The sequence below is a fragment of the Bacillus sp. JJ1127 genome, from assembly GCF_036965845.1.
Lineage (GTDB): Bacteria > Bacillota > Bacilli > Bacillales > Bacillaceae_G > Bacillus_A.
Genome location: NZ_JBALQK010000350.1, coordinates 1 through 15,457 on the forward strand (window position 1 = coordinate 1; position 15,457 = coordinate 15,457).

General features: G+C 33.3%; 17 protein-coding genes, 1 pseudogene and 1 other annotated feature. Of the genes and pseudogenes, 3 read left to right on the forward strand and 15 right to left on the reverse strand.

What is annotated here, in order from left to right; genetic code table 11:
• Nucleotides 1–346 precede the first annotated feature (346 nt).
• Nucleotides 347–1,063, forward strand: coding sequence for a hypothetical protein (locus tag V7183_RS24150; RefSeq protein WP_170958167.1), 717 nt, complete (start codon nucleotides 347–349; stop codon nucleotides 1,061–1,063).
• 132 nt (nucleotides 1,064–1,195) lie between these two features.
• Here V7183_RS24150 and V7183_RS24155 read toward each other — a convergent pair whose 3' ends face one another.
• The 7 genes and pseudogenes from V7183_RS24155 to V7183_RS24185 all read right to left on the reverse strand — a co-directional run bounded on the left by V7183_RS24155 (nucleotide 1,196) and on the right by V7183_RS24185 (nucleotide 5,349).
• Complete coding sequence (locus tag V7183_RS24155) at nucleotides 1,196–1,408, reverse strand: hypothetical protein (RefSeq protein WP_097897531.1); 213 nt, start codon at nucleotides 1,406–1,408, stop codon at nucleotides 1,196–1,198.
• A 188-nt stretch (nucleotides 1,409–1,596) separates the two neighbouring features.
• The gene (locus V7183_RS24160) at nucleotides 1,597–2,100 is read right to left on the reverse strand and encodes a DUF3189 family protein (protein ID WP_097897532.1); all 504 of its coding nucleotides are present in this window, start codon (nucleotides 2,098–2,100) and stop codon (nucleotides 1,597–1,599) included.
• An 80-nt stretch (nucleotides 2,101–2,180) separates the two neighbouring features.
• Nucleotides 2,181–2,636, reverse strand: coding sequence for a DUF1453 family protein (locus tag V7183_RS24165; protein ID WP_097897533.1), 456 nt, complete (start codon nucleotides 2,634–2,636; stop codon nucleotides 2,181–2,183).
• Nucleotides 2,637–2,865: 229 nt separating this feature from the next.
• Nucleotides 2,866–3,453, reverse strand: coding sequence for a GNAT family N-acetyltransferase (locus V7183_RS24170; RefSeq protein WP_373605248.1), 588 nt, complete (start codon nucleotides 3,451–3,453; stop codon nucleotides 2,866–2,868).
• Nucleotides 3,454–3,623: 170 nt separating this feature from the next.
• Nucleotides 3,624–3,878, reverse strand: a pseudogene (locus V7183_RS24175) (hypothetical protein).
• A gap of 145 nt (nucleotides 3,879–4,023) precedes the next feature.
• Nucleotides 4,024–4,950 carry a DMT family transporter gene (locus V7183_RS24180; RefSeq protein WP_335361101.1) on the reverse strand — a complete coding sequence of 309 codons (927 nt, stop codon included), beginning with the start codon at nucleotides 4,948–4,950 and terminating at the stop codon, nucleotides 4,024–4,026.
• A 78-nt stretch (nucleotides 4,951–5,028) separates the two neighbouring features.
• Nucleotides 5,029–5,349: an ArsR/SmtB family transcription factor gene (locus V7183_RS24185; RefSeq protein ID WP_335361102.1), complete on the reverse strand. Its 321-nt coding sequence runs from the start codon at nucleotides 5,347–5,349 to the stop codon at nucleotides 5,029–5,031.
• Between the two features lie 648 nt (nucleotides 5,350–5,997).
• Here V7183_RS24185 and V7183_RS24190 point away from each other — a divergent pair.
• The gene (locus V7183_RS24190; RefSeq protein ID WP_335361103.1) at nucleotides 5,998–6,582 is read left to right on the forward strand and encodes a Crp/Fnr family transcriptional regulator; all 585 of its coding nucleotides are present in this window, start codon (nucleotides 5,998–6,000) and stop codon (nucleotides 6,580–6,582) included.
• Nucleotides 6,583–6,589: 7 nt separating this feature from the next.
• Here V7183_RS24190 and V7183_RS24195 read toward each other — a convergent pair whose 3' ends face one another.
• Nucleotides 6,590–7,309 carry a DUF4386 domain-containing protein gene (locus V7183_RS24195; protein ID WP_335361104.1) on the reverse strand — a complete coding sequence of 240 codons (720 nt, stop codon included), beginning with the start codon at nucleotides 7,307–7,309 and terminating at the stop codon, nucleotides 6,590–6,592.
• Between the two features lie 143 nt (nucleotides 7,310–7,452).
• The gene (locus tag V7183_RS24200; RefSeq protein ID WP_335361105.1) at nucleotides 7,453–8,253 is read right to left on the reverse strand and encodes a VOC family protein; all 801 of its coding nucleotides are present in this window, start codon (nucleotides 8,251–8,253) and stop codon (nucleotides 7,453–7,455) included.
• Nucleotides 8,254–8,565: 312 nt separating this feature from the next.
• On the opposite strand from V7183_RS24200, the gene V7183_RS24205 reads away from it, so the two are divergent.
• Nucleotides 8,566–9,738: an oxalate decarboxylase family bicupin gene (locus V7183_RS24205; RefSeq protein WP_335361106.1), complete on the forward strand. Its 1,173-nt coding sequence runs from the start codon at nucleotides 8,566–8,568 to the stop codon at nucleotides 9,736–9,738.
• A 247-nt stretch (nucleotides 9,739–9,985) separates the two neighbouring features.
• Here V7183_RS24205 and V7183_RS24210 read toward each other — a convergent pair whose 3' ends face one another.
• The 6 genes from V7183_RS24210 to V7183_RS24235 all read right to left on the reverse strand — a co-directional run bounded on the left by V7183_RS24210 (nucleotide 9,986) and on the right by V7183_RS24235 (nucleotide 15,330).
• Nucleotides 9,986–11,215, reverse strand: a complete 1,230-nt coding sequence (locus V7183_RS24210) for an MFS transporter (RefSeq protein WP_335361107.1) — start codon at nucleotides 11,213–11,215, stop codon at nucleotides 9,986–9,988.
• 206 nt (nucleotides 11,216–11,421) lie between these two features.
• Nucleotides 11,422–12,177, reverse strand: coding sequence for a hypothetical protein (locus tag V7183_RS24215; RefSeq protein WP_335361108.1), 756 nt, complete (start codon nucleotides 12,175–12,177; stop codon nucleotides 11,422–11,424).
• Nucleotides 12,178–12,398: 221 nt separating this feature from the next.
• A complete protein-coding gene (locus tag V7183_RS24220; protein WP_335361109.1) occupies nucleotides 12,399–12,527 on the reverse strand; it encodes a hypothetical protein in 129 nt (42 codons plus the stop codon).
• A gap of 261 nt (nucleotides 12,528–12,788) precedes the next feature.
• Nucleotides 12,789–13,358 (reverse strand): GNAT family N-acetyltransferase, encoded by a 570-nt coding sequence (locus V7183_RS24225; RefSeq protein WP_335361110.1) that lies wholly within the window; start codon nucleotides 13,356–13,358, stop codon nucleotides 12,789–12,791.
• A 71-nt stretch (nucleotides 13,359–13,429) separates the two neighbouring features.
• Nucleotides 13,430–13,685, reverse strand: a binding site (T-box leader).
• Nucleotides 13,686–13,971: 286 nt separating this feature from the next.
• A complete protein-coding gene (locus V7183_RS24230) occupies nucleotides 13,972–14,580 on the reverse strand; it encodes an immunity protein Imm33 domain-containing protein (RefSeq protein ID WP_335361111.1) in 609 nt (202 codons plus the stop codon).
• 318 nt (nucleotides 14,581–14,898) lie between these two features.
• On the reverse strand, nucleotides 14,899–15,330 hold the full coding sequence (locus tag V7183_RS24235) for a hypothetical protein (RefSeq protein WP_097897544.1): 432 nt from the start codon (nucleotides 15,328–15,330) through the stop codon (nucleotides 14,899–14,901).
• Nucleotides 15,331–15,457: the final 127 nt, after the last annotated feature.

The window sequence follows — 15,457 nt, forward strand, 5'->3', positions numbered from 1 at the left end:
GTATATAATAGGCAGTAACATTACTAGTAATTATTTTAGGTATTCCTAGAATAAAGGAGCGATACATATGAAAATTACTATTTATTTCGGAAGTCATGAAGATCAAGATGTACGTACAATGGATTGTCATTTAGATGTAGAAGATGCAGAAGAACTGGTCTCTGTTTCATAATATAAATTGCAAATAAAGTGGGTTGAACCCTCTTCTCGACTGCGTTAAGACACCTTATTATAGGTGTCTTTTTTATTGCTATTTTAGTGAAAAATCCTTTACTTTATAGTGATTAAATAGTAAAATATAGATATACGAACAAATGTTCTTTTTATTTTAATCGTACTTGAAGGGATGATTTTTACAATGGCTCAAAATAAGCGCAGAGGAAGAAAAAAGCATACACCTACTATCTCAAATACAGGCTTTATTGGCTCTGTCTTTATTGATACATTGGAATTACAGAAAAAATCCTATTATTTCGCTCGAAAAAAGCTTCAAATTGTCCATCATGTATTAGATGGTCTTGCAGGAGCAACAAGTTCTTTATTTAAAGAGCATACTATTTCTGCACATATGTCTTGTGTGTATTTACATAAACAAAAGAAGATTGGTTTTGTTCTTTCAACAAAACCGTTTGAACAAGCAGATGGCATTGCTTATTTTAAAAATTATTTAATTGAAAAGAATTTTTATGGTGACAATGACCAAGAAGCAGAATATCAAGAAGTATTTAATACTGGATTTATTGGAGTTGTATTCGCGGACTTATCTAGTATTGATCGCTTTAACTTCGATTTTGAACTGAGCATGTTATCAAAATTGATGAAGGATATGATTATTCCTGTTAAGGAACTCTTTTTACGTCATAACATTCCAGCTTATATCTCCACTTCTCATTTAGAAGAACAAAATAAACTAGGATTTGTTTTATCTGTAAAACCTTATGATGAGCGTGCGGAAGCAGATTTATATTTTGAAACATATTTGAAAGAGCGCGGTTTATTTATTGGAGATGAAGAAGACGATATTGATAAGATTGTCATTCGAAAAAAAGTCGAATTGTTATAGAAGTACAGGACACATTATAGTCCTGTGCTTCTATTTAAATGTCCATTTTATTCAAAATAAAAAGAGAGCATCCATGTCAGTCGATGCCCCATAGCAGTGGCTTAATTAAAAATAAAACTAGAAGACACGACCTCATAGTACTCTTGGTGTTGTATTTCGCACTGTTGTATTCTTTTCTTTGATTTTTATATATGTAACGTGTCTTAAATTAATGATACATTCTCCGTCTTCAAACCATTTACTTTCTTCAATTTTATGAATCAACTCTGCACGACTTTCACTTTCTATCTCACACTTTTTGTATGTTTCATTTGTGAAATGAAAATATACTGAAAATTGCCCCATCTCTCTCCCGCCTTCTCAAATAAATAATTTGCTTATTTTGTGTATTTATTTTTAGTTAAATTAGCAAAAAAAGGACAGTTTAAAAAACGGTCCTTTTTTATGTTTTAAATTAAGAGCACTAAAAAAGTGATAATGTTTATAAGCACAAGAATAAAGGTTAAATACCCTTATAGCAAAGGGAGTTTAGCCTAAAAAGTTTCATTTTCTAAAATAACAACAGAATCATTAGTCATTCTTCCAGCTTCTTTTGTATAACTAACAAGTCGTTGTACATTATCACAACAAAGCTTTGCTCCCCATACGAGTAATGGAACGCCAATAAAATCAATATGTAACCTTCTTGAAAATAAGCCTCCAAACGTCATAGGAAGTGGCACTGTTGGTGATGTATTTGAAAAAATGATTTTTTCATTGTTGTGATATTGCTGTTGAAGAATTTCTCCTAAATTCTTCATAGCTGGAACAACTAACTTTGATGTTCCATGTCCTATTGTGTAAACTGGGTTTCCTCCTTCATCTCGTCCGTGAAAAATAATTTTTCCCATATCAGAAGTTTTAAGTTTATTGAAATAATCTACATTTAAAATTTCTTCTTTTGTTAATTTCCGATCAGTTGGAAGTTTGTTCAAATGATATGCTGCTGCAAGTGAAGTTGTATGTGTTCCACCAAAGTCGGTATAAATAAAAATCATTGTATCATCCCTTGTCGTAAACGTTCATTGTCTATTAGTATCACCGTTTTTACATTTACTAATCAAAGGAGGAACTACTTCTATCCCTTACTCGTTAATTCTTGATATTTTCTCCAAATATAATATCTTCTACTAATGATAGTACCAAGCGTCATACATAAAAAAGCATTTGTCACAATTGTTAATGCATAATGTGTGTTACCTAAAAACATGCTTTGTTTAATAAAAATTTTTGCTCCTAAAATAACAAGAAGAAAAATGGTACTTACCCAATTTCCTTTCCGTAATACATGGCCCGTTTCACTATCCAATCGGAATGTTAACAATCTCCCTCTTACCACACCGAGTCCTAAGCCAATTAAGAAGGTTGTAAGAAATATAATGCTTTCCCATAAGCTTAAAGCTCCCATATGCATAATGGATTGAATGGTTACGTATAGAAGCAAAGCTGGAACAAGCCAAAGACGATTGACTTTTACTTTACGCTCTCTTCCTTGCAATAAAACAATGACAAGAATAACAAGAATGATATCCATGCTTCTCCCCCAATTCCATACTGTAATATTAAAAATTATATTCAGCTCTAACCATTCCATACTTTCGAAAACAGGGTAATACCTTTTGATTATAAAAGATGAAAAAAAGCAATCATCAGACTGTAGGCTGATTTATAGAGCTTTGATATATAAAAAAGACGCTCATGTTGAGCGCCTTTTTCTTGTTTCTTGAAGAAAATATTTGTTATTCCACCTATTAAAAGTTGGTTCAATTGAGTGTTTTTACAAAGCAAAAACATTCATGTACTCGCTTAAACTGTTTTTGTATATCTTCTCTATCTTTTCCAACATAGTGTGCAAATGCTTGAATCGGGAATAAGTTGGGTGTATTGCTTTTGAGTACTCCATTTACCTCTTTTTCCTCATCCATATATACGTGTAAATAGGAATCAGTGTTTAAAAATCCATTTTTTTCGTACCATTGATGTACCCACATATCATCCCTTGTCCAAGCTTCTAATCGATTTAACTGATGTTTGATTGCTAATTTTTCTGCCTCATATAAAAGTCGATTCCCTATTCCTTGTCTACGAAAATCTGGATGGACAGCAATATGCCAAATCATACCACCAAGACCTATCCCTTTTGAACAAACTGTGCCTTCTTCTAATTCGTATTCAATATCAATTAATCCAACTATTTCTCCATCATGTACCGCCACTAATTCGATAGCAGGATTCTCATATTTTTCTTTTTCTCTAAGAACATTGTCATAGTAAGCGGTATCTAAAAATGATAATGTTCGGCAACGTACCCATCCTGTTTCATCTTCTTGTTTATATTGTCGAATTTCCATAAAATCCTCCATAAAATAGCGTTTTAATATTCTTATTCCTCTAATATATTTCGATATCAATATAAGAAGACCTTTTTATATTGCAAGGATATAAAAAGAATATGCACCAAACACACTTACAACTAGACAACTTTTTCTATTCAGTAATAAAACAACACCTTAGCTAATTACTAAGGTGTTTCAGTAGAAGAAATAACCCATACTTTATACAACCAAGGTTCATTATTTACGTCTATTTCTGTATGAACTTTAAAGTGAGAGACTTGAGCTAGTTGAAAAGAGAGCGCATAGGCTATCTTATAATCAGGCGTAACATAACCATCATAGACCCATCCATATATTTCATTCCCTATCGAGTCCGCCTATACTTCAGCCTCTCTCAATGTCTCAAACATAACATTTTCTCTATTCCATCTAAGATTCATTTTAACAACTCCACTATTTTAGTGTTAAATCTTGTTGTTGAATTATCATCTCTATTGTGGTTAGAAAAGGATCAAAATATGGAAATCCTGTTAAATACCTTATATTTCCTTGTAAAGATTCATTTAATGGGGTAGCAATATTTCTTTAATTATTTAAGGAAACACTCCTACTTTTCTTTGTAGTTTTTACTGTAGCGATATAGACACCTATTAAAACTAGTATCATTCCAATAACTTGTTTCCAAGTCATTGCGGAACCATAGAATAAAACGGAAATTAATGTAGTTACAATTGGAGTAAGATTTAAATATATGCTTGCTTTACTTGCTCCAATCTGTTCCACGCCTTTGTTGAATATAATATATCCAACAAGAGTTCCGCATATGACCATATAAAACATCTCTAGCCATCCTTGAACTGACATACTTGGAATACTTCCCCATCCCCCTTCAAATATTGAAGTAATTGCAAGGAAAACGGCTCCTATTACAGTCATAATTGTAGTAGCGAACAAAGGCGATACGTCTTTCATTACGGATTTGCCAACTAGACCATAAATTACACCACATGTTAATGCTGCAATAAACAATACATCACCTATATTAAAAACTAATGAAAGTAACATATCCAGAGATCCCTTTGTAATAACTATAACAACACCAATTAATGATAAAGCTAAGCTTATTCCTACTTTGTTATTCCATCTTTCATTTGAAAAAATTATCGCACCTAACGTGACAAAGATAGGCATTGTTGCAATGATTAAAGAACCATTGATTGCAGAAGTATAATTTACACCCAAAAAGAAAAGTGCGTTATATCCAAAAATTCCAGTCAATGAAACTAGTAATAAACCTTTCCATCTTTTCTTTAAAGAAGCTATGTGCCATTCTGATTTAATCGTTAAATAAATCATGAGTATGATGCCAGCTATCCCAAAGCGAAGTGTTGCAGCTACAAGAGGTGGAATTTCCGTTACTACATGTTCTGCCGTTGAAAATGAACCGCCCCAAAATAAAGGCACTAATAGCATTAAAAAGTATATTTTGTTTGAAGTGTTGTGACTTTTCATTTTTTGCTCTCCCTATTTTCAAAGTTCATTGTAATCACGTTTATATGTTCAAACTTATAAACTTGATTATTAAAAAAATTAATATCCTGCTTCAATTGCGGATACTAACTCTTTAATATGCTTCAAAAATTCATTCGTACTTAAAGAATAATAAATTTCTTTCCCATTTTTGTTTGGAGTAATCAAGCCTGCTTGCTTTAAAATTTTCAAATGGTGAGATACAGCAGGTCTAGAAATATTCATGTTTTCAGTTATTTGATTTACATTAAGGCTATCATTTTTAAGTAAAACCATGATTATTTGTTGTCTATTAATATCACCTAACGCTTGGAAAATCGGTGTTGTTAATCTAAATTGTTCTAAGATATTCTCTCGGTTTTTGCATTCATAATTTTCCATAATCTACATCCTTATCGTTATAATATTTTAAACACGTTTAAACATTTAAACCTATGGGGTGTGTACGTACTGCTTTAATCAAATCATTAACAGTTAGTGTACTTTCTTTTGTGCTTAAATGCTCTTCTACTTCAAGCTCTTGATCAAGCTAATCCTGTAATACTATTAAAATCTCTGCGAACAACAATGAATCGATATCTACTTCTTCTTTGGCAACTTTAATTATTACATTCTGTACTTTTTCATAACTAAACTTAGCCCCTGTTACATTAGATATAACGCACGAACTTTCCATTTATTTGTAATTGACAACCCCGTAATTAGAAGTTTATTCCAAAAATCATAAATTGTAAATGTATTTTTTGAGAATTTATATTATTTTTCATATTTCATTAGATGCCCTAAAAATAGAATCCTTTAATTGGATGTACTTTTGTTCTTGGATTAACTCATCTTGAATTTGTTTTAAATAATCCATAATCAGTCGTAGCATAGAACCATTATTTTCCAACCAATATATTGAAATAGGTTTATAATGAAAAAAAGAAAGTTTAATGATATTTATTGAGTAGCTTGCTAAGAAGTTTTGTAATACAAAAATGATGTTAATCATAATAACTTAATCAAAGGAGTTGAATAGAGAACAAAATGAAAAAAATATTAATGAAGTATATGACTAGATTTACAACACTAAGCGAAGAAGAACAACAGGCAATTGTTGAAGATATACAAATTGAAGAATATAAAAAAGGAACAATGCTCCTTAGACAAGGAGATGTTCCGACTAAATGTTATTTTGTATTGAAGGGATGTGTAAGACAGTATTCTATAGATAAAACGGGAAAAGAGGTCACATCCAATTTTTACACAGAGGAACAAGCCATTTCAAATTTCAATCATCATAAACAGGATAAATCATCCGTGTACTCTTTAACTTGCCTAGAAGACTGTATATTGGTCGTTGGTGACCTTGACACCGAAAAGGACATGTATAATAAACACTCACAATTGGAAACAATGACACGCCAAATGATCGAGCATAACTTTGGTGAGGTACAAGATGAATTGGCTTCGTTTATTGCATCTACACCAGAAGAACGCTACAAAGCACTATTACGGAAACGACCTCATTTAGTCAATCGTGTCCCCCAACATCAATTGGCGAGCTATCTTGGTATTACCCCAGAATCATTAAGTAGAATCAAGAAGCGAATCAAAAAAGATACGTTTTAGAAAGTTGTCATACATCTTTCGGGACTTTTCCTCCTTTGAATAGTAGCCATATACCAAAGCCCAATTCTCCTACAATCATTGGTACACTAAATCCAATTTTAAGAATTGAAATTACCGTATCATATTGTGAAAGAATCGTGCTAAATAAATTAATGACAATATAGCCTATTGCAGCAAGCAACAATAATATGCTAATGACTTTAGGTATTCTATCTGATTTGAGGGCCAAATATGCTACAATCATGAGATGCCCGCCAAAAATAATCAATCCTATAGACCAAATAAATTCAAATGCTTCAAGAAACAACATCATATGTGCCTGAAGTTGATCAATTTTAAATAATGATAAATAGTCTGTGCTTTTCGAAAGAAGCAATACAAAGATTAAATTCAGTATGGCAATGCCCAATATAGTCGCGTAAGTAAGACGGAGCCAGGCACCGAGCAATGAAAGGCTTTGGTTAATTGGCTTCAGAAAGATATAAAAGGCCCAGGCGACCACAATGTCAGTGATCAGGATGATGACCCACCCAAAGATTTCAGCTTTGAAAAGCATATTTGATAACTTAATGTTATTAAAAGTGGCGCTGGCATCTCCTTGCACCACAAGGCTTCCATGGACGAAACCATAGGAAAAAAATGCAGTAATTGTCATGATAATAAGTGATATGCCCGCAATGAGAGCAGATTTTCGTTGATATGATTGTTTTTTTACTGATGTATCCATAATATACCCTCCTATATTACAATGTTTGGTTTTATTTTAATAGGAAGATTATGACTGGTCATTGACTTAAATCAAGAATCTAAATCATTTTGGGATTTTACAATTATACATATTACTTTGAAACAAATTAAAACTACCACGTTCTACTTTTTAATAGAAAGTGGTAGTTTTAATTTACTCGGGATATCGGAGTGAAACTCTGTAGTATACTGTACGGAAAATGAATATCCTTCTTGAATAAACGATACCTCATTATTATAAAAATCAAATGGAATGTTGTTTTGCCGAAAATTCTCTTGAATCTCTTGTAAGAATGAAAGATTCGGTGTTCCAAAAGAAACGTGTATTTTCGGTGGCAAAGCTTTCATTGCGATTGGGAGCCAAGGTCTATTCCACGAATTCGCAACAATATATGCTGTTCCGCTAATTACAAAATTGAAAATCTCTCCGTCTTTAATTGTATTCATGCGTAAATTTGATTTTAGCCACTTTGTAAATGCAGGTACACTTTTAACTGGAAGACCTATTTCTCTTACGTATAAAACGTTGAGAGGTGAATGTGGAATTAAAACATCTTCTTCCACATAGTTATGAGCAATAATTTCAAGAAGATTTCCATCTCCATCACGAAAGTATAGATTCAAGCAACCATTTTCTTCATCAATTGTGTGACCATCCTTCCATTTAGCAATAAGTAGGCCTGATTCTTCAACCCACTTTGCTGTTTCGAAAAATTTTGAAAATGGGACTTGAAAAGCAAAGTGAGTTGGCACGATGGGTTCGTATATTTCATGAAAACTAATTGTTGTATAAGGTGTTATTTGAAATTGAACAAATGATGCAGTTTCTTTTTTTATTGGTAAAGATAGTATATCTCGGTAAACCTGCTTTACTCCTTCTATAGAAAGTGTTTGTAACTTTATATCTGAAATGTGTGTAATCATTGTAATCAACCTCCAAATTTATTATGTCTATTTAGTATTTTATTTGAATAACTAACAGAAAAAATCCATCTGAAGAGTGAAATTACAATTAAAAAACTACAACTTTTGTAGTAAAAGGACTGAGTGTAGCTTTGGAATAAAATAAGATATACATCGTCATTTCCTCACCGTTTCCTTTATTCTGTATACCTGCATACCAAACATGTTTATATCATATATTGGTACAAGGAACCATACATATCCTATCTATATGATACATAAAGCAATAATACAGACATTGCAGTACTTTGTAATAAGAAAGGAGTATGTTTTGTGGAATCACGACCTTCGAATAAAACTGTGTATGGAAATATACCGCATCCTATAAGAGATGATGGCGCTGGCGCGACCGATTTTGGTCCCCGGGATATCATGAGAGATATTGAAAACCCTGACATGTTAGTTCCACCGGTCACCGACGCCGGAACGATCCCTAATTTAAAGTTCTCTTTTTCTGACACCAATATGCAGTTAAATCACGGCGGTTGGTCACGGCAAGTAACGATTAGAGAACTACCGATCGCAACCACGCTTGCGGGGGTGAACATGCGTCTAACGCCGGGCGGTGTGCGTGAGTTACATTGGCATAAGCAAGCTGAATGGGCCTATATGATTTTAGGGCGGGCACGAATCACTTCGGTCGACCAGGACGGACGGAATTTTATAGCCGATGTCGGCGCAGGGGATTTGTGGTACTTTCCAGCCGGAATTCCACACTCGATTCAAGGGCTGGAGGAAGGTTGTGAATTTCTGCTCGTGTTCGACGATGGCAACTTCTCCGATTTCGACACCTTCTCTATTACTGATTGGTTCGCCCACACACCAAGGGACGTGCTGGCTGCGAATTTCGGTGTACTGGAAAGCGCCTTCGCTCATATACCTACAAAACAACGATACATTTTTCAAGCAAAGGTGCCCGGCACGCTGGAAAGTCAGAAGATTTCGGATCCTTATGGTAATGTGCCAAAAAGCTTCACACATCGGCTGCTTGCACAAGATCCGATTGTAACTCCGGGCGGGGCGGTACGTATAGTTGATTCCACCAACTTCCCCACTTCAACTACAATTGCGGCAGCGTTGGTGGAAATCAAGCCAGGCGGAATGAGGGAAATGCATTGGCATCCGAATAACGATGAGTGGCAATATTACCTCTCAGGAACTGGACGCATGACGGTATTTGCAGCGAATGGCACAGCTCGAACTTTTAATTACCGGGCCGGCGATGTAGGATATGTACCGTTCGCCATGGGACATTACATCCAAAACACAGGTCATCAAAGCTTATGGTTTCTGGAGATGTTCAAGAGTAATCGCTTTGCTGACGTGTCATTGAACCAATGGATGGCGCTGACTCCAAAAGAGTTAGTAGAGGAACACTTACATGTAGGTCCAGAATTGATGAACGCGTTACGCAAGGAAAAATGGCCTGTTGTCAAATACAAATAGATGATTATATCAATCTTATTTACTCTTATCTCCTTTCATTACATTCGGATTTAACGTTAAGATGGAACTCCTTATCTATCTAGTGATGCTGCTTGATAGGGTTATTGGCAAGGACAAAATGATAGAATTCTCATCTCCTCTTCTTTGATCTTTTTACAAAGCGATCTTACACCGCTTTGTCATTTGCCGAAAATAAAGAATATTCAATTACACAAAAAGGAAATTCCTCCCCACCTACTCACTGGTGCTATTGCACCTTCACGTTCCTTGAGGGAGGGGAATCCTTGTCTAAAAGCGTTGAAGGTCTTAAGATTGTTACAAAAAGAATGGTAGCAAATAATGTACCCACAATAGAAAAGACAATACAAATTAGCTGTAATGAGAACCATTCTGCCAAAAACCCTAGAAGAAGTGTGAAGACTATTTGAATAAAACCTTGAATCATATCAGCTAGGCTTCCAAATCTACCCATGATTTTTACTGGTACATTACTTTGGAAAAAGGTTGCATACCCTGTGTTTGCAAAAGCCATAAAAAAACCTAGAAAAGCAAATGAAAAAGTTGCAGCGATAAAATTAAAGGATGAGTAAAAAAACACATACCCTATAGATGTTAGTAACATTCCAGCACCTATATATAACTTTAGATGAATTTTTTTAGCCAAAACTGCTGCAACAAATGCTCCAGCTAATGCACCAATTCCCGTTATACTTACTATTATTCCGTAATCTCTATCAGTTAATTTTAAGTTTTGTTTAATATATGTAACTTCTTGTGAATCTAATGCAAATCCAATTAACATTGCACCTTGAAATAATAAATACACCACAATGAAATATTTTGCATTTTGGATGAATTTCTTCACTGTTTTCCAATCTTCAATTAGAGTTTTCAAATGAATAGGTTCTCGTATTTCCCCTATATCTATATCTACATTAGGAAGTAGATATATAAACAACGCACAAATTAAAAAAGTAACGGCATTAATAATAATACATAAATCCGTACCAAAATACATGACAAGAATTCCAGAAATTGCTGGACCGATTAGAAAGGCACCTGAATTGGTCATACTCATAATTGAATTGAATCTTTTACGTTTTTCTGACGGAACTAATTTAGTAATATAAATAGTTGAACTTGGTCCAAAAAATGCCCCTACGATATTAACTAGCAAGAGCAATAAATATATAAACCATAATGAACCTATAAAAGGAATTAACATAATCAAAATTCCTCTAACAATATCAATAAATATCATTAATCTTTTTTTGTTAACTCGGTCAATTACACTCCCAGACCATGTATTCGTGATTAATATTGCAATTGGCCTAATGATATAAAGACCTGCAACGGCTATGGCCGAACCTGTTAAATTTAAAATTGCTATATTAAGTGCAATTAGGTAAATCCAATTCCCTAAATATGAGATGCCTATTCCTGATAATAAAAGAATAGGATTTTTCCAAGAATTCAATTTGTCACTCCTTTTCTTTCTGAACTTTAACGTATTTTCGAAATTCATCCCCACCTTACCGCTGGGCTATTGCTGAAGTGCATCCAAATTGTTAGACACAGCCTAACTCACTTGTAAAAACAACCAATTGTTATTATGGTGGATACATTCTATATCCGATAGTTTGTCCCTTCAGCAACAACGAATTAAACTTTTTTAATATTCAGTTAATCGATCTTGATTTTTAGGACTTTGTTTTCAAAATCCGAGATTGATTGACTTATAATATACGAAAGCTTCAACCTAGTCGACCATGATTGTACAGGATCAATTATATTGTCTTTATTGAGTTTATTTATATACTTTAAACCTTCTACTTCAATATAATCAATATCAAAGTCTGTCAATTTATTAATAATCATTGGCCATTCTGCATCTGTCATTTTCCAACTAGAATATTTTATTATGTAGTCCATCGAGCGTTTTGATAATACACACGAACCAGCTGTAATATCAACATCTCTTCCTAATTGTAACGACATAATTTTATTCGATATTGACTCCGTAACTTTCCATTCTTCAGGATGTGTATTAAAAGCATTCTGTGTCCGCCCAATTATTAAGTAATCTACATCAGCTATGTTCTTTATCAAGGTATCCAATTCATCTGGAAACTCAATAATCCACGTCAATAGACGATCAAAGTCACAGTAATGATAATAATCATGACTATAATTATTAACAAATTTTAATGATTCTCTTCGAGCATTTGCTGCTCCTGATTTTTCAATAATATTTACATTAAAATTACATTGTTCTAATTCACTAACAACTTTCTCTGGAGTTAAATCACTGATTGTTATATATTTTTGATTGTAGTTCAGCTTTATTAATTCATCCTTTAACTCTCGTATAATTGGCAGCAAGCTACCTGATGGGTCATGGGTAATACATGTTAATGCAACTTGCTTCTCTGAGTGCATTATTTAACACCCCAATCATTTACTGATAGTGCCAATCTACACACGTTGTTAATAATTTTTTGGAATTCTCTTGTATTCTCACCTATTAGCGACCTAATATTCATATGATGAACCACTCCTTTTATTCTCACCGTATACGATGTCCTTGGAGGTAAATTTCGGCATACTAAGATTTTTTATATACCATTTTTGCTACTCTAAATCCTTGTTATTCTAGAAATTCACGCATCATTTTTACCTGAAAGTAAACAATATTCAGTAAATTGTTTGCAGACAAGAATAAAACTTGTTGGTACACCTGTTGCAGGTAATAATTCTTCTACTCTATCCTCTGGTTCCCTAATGGTCATTCCTACTTTAACTATATCTGGTATCACAGGATTTATTAAAACTTAGCCATTGTTATTAATATTATTCACCTCTCTTATCACTAGTATACTCTCCTACAGTTCTTAAATTCTAGTCTTTATACGCCAAAGAGAGAAGAAATCCCCCTCTAAAAGGGCTTCAGCCGAGATACATGTAACACTAGGTCATTTATACAAAAATGTTTTGCTACTTTTGCTGAATTTGTTCATCTGTGATTGTTTTTCCAAAACGAATAGCTATAATCAATCGCTTCTTTTAATTTTTGCATAGACGCATGTATCTGTAAGCCTTTTTCTGTCGGCAGAAAAGTCTTCATTTCGTAGAATACCCTCCAACTCATAACCTAATTTCTCAGGGATAGTACGACTTTTAGTATTGGTTAATTCACATCGTATTTCTAGTCTTCTTGCTTTTAAATCTATCATCGCAAAATGAGTTAACACATGTATTGCTTCAGTTATATAACCATTTCCGCTAAATCTAGTGTCAATCCAGTAACCTATCTCAAATTGTGGTTTTGCCCAATCAATATTGTGAAGACTACAAGTGCCGATAAACTCTTCTGACCCTTTAAGAAAAATAAGAAATCGTAAACTATCCCTATTTAAGAATTGTATATGAGCTGATCTTAAGTTAATTTCTGTGTCAGTAACCGTTGGTATACTTTGCGCAAAAGGCAACCAAGGTTGTAACTCGTTAATGGATGCTTGAATTGCAGCATTAACCTTTTCTCCATCACCAGGCTTTGGCATACGTAATAATAATCTTTCGGTATCTAAATTAGCAGGAATTTCAATTAATAGAGGATTCATAATATATAACACTCCTTTTTTCACTAATTCTAATTACAAAAACAAAAAACTTTCACCTTCAAGATATATATCTTGAGGACAAAAGTTATTTTTCCGTGGTACCACCCCAATTTATTGATGTGTCATCACACCAACCTCTTCAGGTACATAAATTATACCCTATTTCTATAACGGGAAATCCCGCCGTATTATCCCTTAGTTCGAAAACTCAGTTAGATACGGAGCTCCAAGTTTTTATTCACTAAGAAGATTAATGCTCCTTTACAGCATACCGGAGCTCTCTGGAAATAATCTCACCTTAATTACTCTTCTCTTCATAGCTTATAATCTTAATTAAATTTATTGAAATAATAGTACAAATTATATTAATTGTCAATTTATTGTATTTTTTCTTTAATTAGGAATACCGTCACATTCCTATTAGGGGCTCTGCCGCATCGCTATCAAGCTAATATTTTGAAGTTTCCCCAAAGCGGAAATTTTATTATTTTACAGTTATTTATGAGAATTCAGCTCATTGTTTTCATTTTGGGAACAATGAGTTTCTTAGCTTGATAGAGATGGGGTACTCCCCCCTTTAGGGTAGATTTTGTATTTTAGAGTATAATCAATTTCATTGTTTAATGGCACTCCAAACGTTAATATCGTTCTCATTTAAAATTGCTTTGATACTATCTTTTCTAAAAACTACCAAATATTCATAAGGTAAGGATAAAACTTGAATAATAGAAGGTCTGATTTTTAGTAGTTCATACGCAGAAATTGCTTCTAATTCTCCTGTCTCATCTGCTTCATTAACTGGGCCGATATACCAGCCAGAATCATTCTCATTACAATCACTAGACCTTTGTAAATAAATCTCATCTAGTTGGAATACATTTTTTGCAATCACTATTTTATCGTTAAATTTTGTCATTACACCTTCAATATTTAACTGACGTAGCCAATGCACTTGTTCTAGTTGTACCCATAAAGCAATTGTTAAATCATCAGTAGTATCTTGAAAAGGATTTTGTGTATAATCTGGAGCAAGAACATGATATCCATTTTCATGTTTAGATAGAATGAAAATAGACCAACCAATTTGTACAGTAAATCCATCAACTATTTTATTTTCTACTATAGATAACAAATAAAATAGCTTGTTCATTTCAAGGTTTAAAGCTTCTTCTGCTTTAGCTATTATATCTTTACCGCCTATATTTTTAATGGTTGTTTTCAAGTAACTTCAACCTTTCATTTATAGCTTTTTGAATAACTTTTCTAGCTATTCTTTCATGTTCTAACATTTCTAGCCTTACTTTTTCAGAACCTTCCCCGTAAAATCATTTTTTCTATTCGAGTATCTATTTACAAATCTCATAGTAACTCTTTATTCCTCGAAACTTTGACATGAGATCTTACCGCCTGCTAGTGTGGCATAAGAAGAATAACCGGCCCTTAACATACAGGGAACCGTTTTTTATTTTACTGCTTTTATTGAATTCTTGTCTCGTAATGATCTTAAATGATTGAAATTCTTTTTTACTCCCCCCTTTATTTAATCATGTACCTGCAAACTTAAGAAATATATACCCTTCTTTGCCTTAAATATGTATTCTTCAGAACTGCAGGCATAATAGCCTTTTGCATCTACTCGTACCCAATACACTTCGCATAATTCTTGTTCAAATTCAGTCAATAATAGCTCTATTATGTATAGTTTTGGTGTTAATCCATTCAACTCATAACCTTTTGGGATATTCCTAAACCAATATTCTATACCATCAGGATATTCGCAAAAGAGAAATTTTTCTTTCCAGTCTTTCAGTTGTATTAGTTCAACGTTGTCTTCTTTAGTGAAATCTTTTGTAAGTTTATAGATGTCGTCCTGTTTATTTGATGATAATAGAACTAATTCATAATAATTGCTCACCTGTCTAAATGCATTTACTTCTGCAAAATCTTGTAAGATTTCATGTATTGTTTTCACTGCTCATCCTCCTTTATTCCAAAATTCCTCATTAGAATCTAATATTCATTATAAAGCAATTTACACTCAGTAGTAACTTGAATTACCTATGGGATGTTGACGTTTTTGTATTTTTTAAACAAATACG

What these genes read in the sequence shown, in the direction of transcription:
- V7183_RS24225 (WP_335361110.1), bottom strand. Translation starts at nt 13,358, where the DNA reads ATGAATCCTCTATTAATTGAAATTCCTGCTAATTTAGATACCGAAAGA.
- V7183_RS24185 (WP_335361102.1), bottom strand. Translation starts at nt 5,349, where the DNA reads ATGGAAAATTATGAATGCAAAAACCGAGAGAATATCTTAGAACAATTT.
- V7183_RS24195 (WP_335361104.1), bottom strand. Translation starts at nt 7,309, where the DNA reads ATGGATACATCAGTAAAAAAACAATCATATCAACGAAAATCTGCTCTC.
- V7183_RS24170 (WP_373605248.1), bottom strand. Translation starts at nt 3,453, where the DNA reads ATGGAAATTCGACAATATAAACAAGAAGATGAAACAGGATGGGTACGT.
- V7183_RS24150 (WP_170958167.1), top strand. Translation starts at nt 347, where the DNA reads ATGATTTTTACAATGGCTCAAAATAAGCGCAGAGGAAGAAAAAAGCAT.
- V7183_RS24155 (WP_097897531.1), bottom strand. Translation starts at nt 1,408, where the DNA reads ATGGGGCAATTTTCAGTATATTTTCATTTCACAAATGAAACATACAAA.
- V7183_RS24220 (WP_335361109.1), bottom strand. Translation starts at nt 12,527, where the DNA reads ATGACCATTAGGGAACCAGAGGATAGAGTAGAAGAATTATTACCTGCA.
- V7183_RS24160 (WP_097897532.1), bottom strand. Translation starts at nt 2,100, where the DNA reads ATGATTTTTATTTATACCGACTTTGGTGGAACACATACAACTTCACTT.
- V7183_RS24200 (WP_335361105.1), bottom strand. Translation starts at nt 8,253, where the DNA reads ATGATTACACACATTTCAGATATAAAGTTACAAACACTTTCTATAGAA.
- V7183_RS24165 (WP_097897533.1), bottom strand. Translation starts at nt 2,636, where the DNA reads ATGGATATCATTCTTGTTATTCTTGTCATTGTTTTATTGCAAGGAAGA.
- V7183_RS24190 (WP_335361103.1), top strand. Translation starts at nt 5,998, where the DNA reads ATGAAAAAAATATTAATGAAGTATATGACTAGATTTACAACACTAAGC.
- V7183_RS24180 (WP_335361101.1), bottom strand. Translation starts at nt 4,950, where the DNA reads ATGAAAAGTCACAACACTTCAAACAAAATATACTTTTTAATGCTATTA.
- V7183_RS24215 (WP_335361108.1), bottom strand. Translation starts at nt 12,177, where the DNA reads ATGCACTCAGAGAAGCAAGTTGCATTAACATGTATTACCCATGACCCA.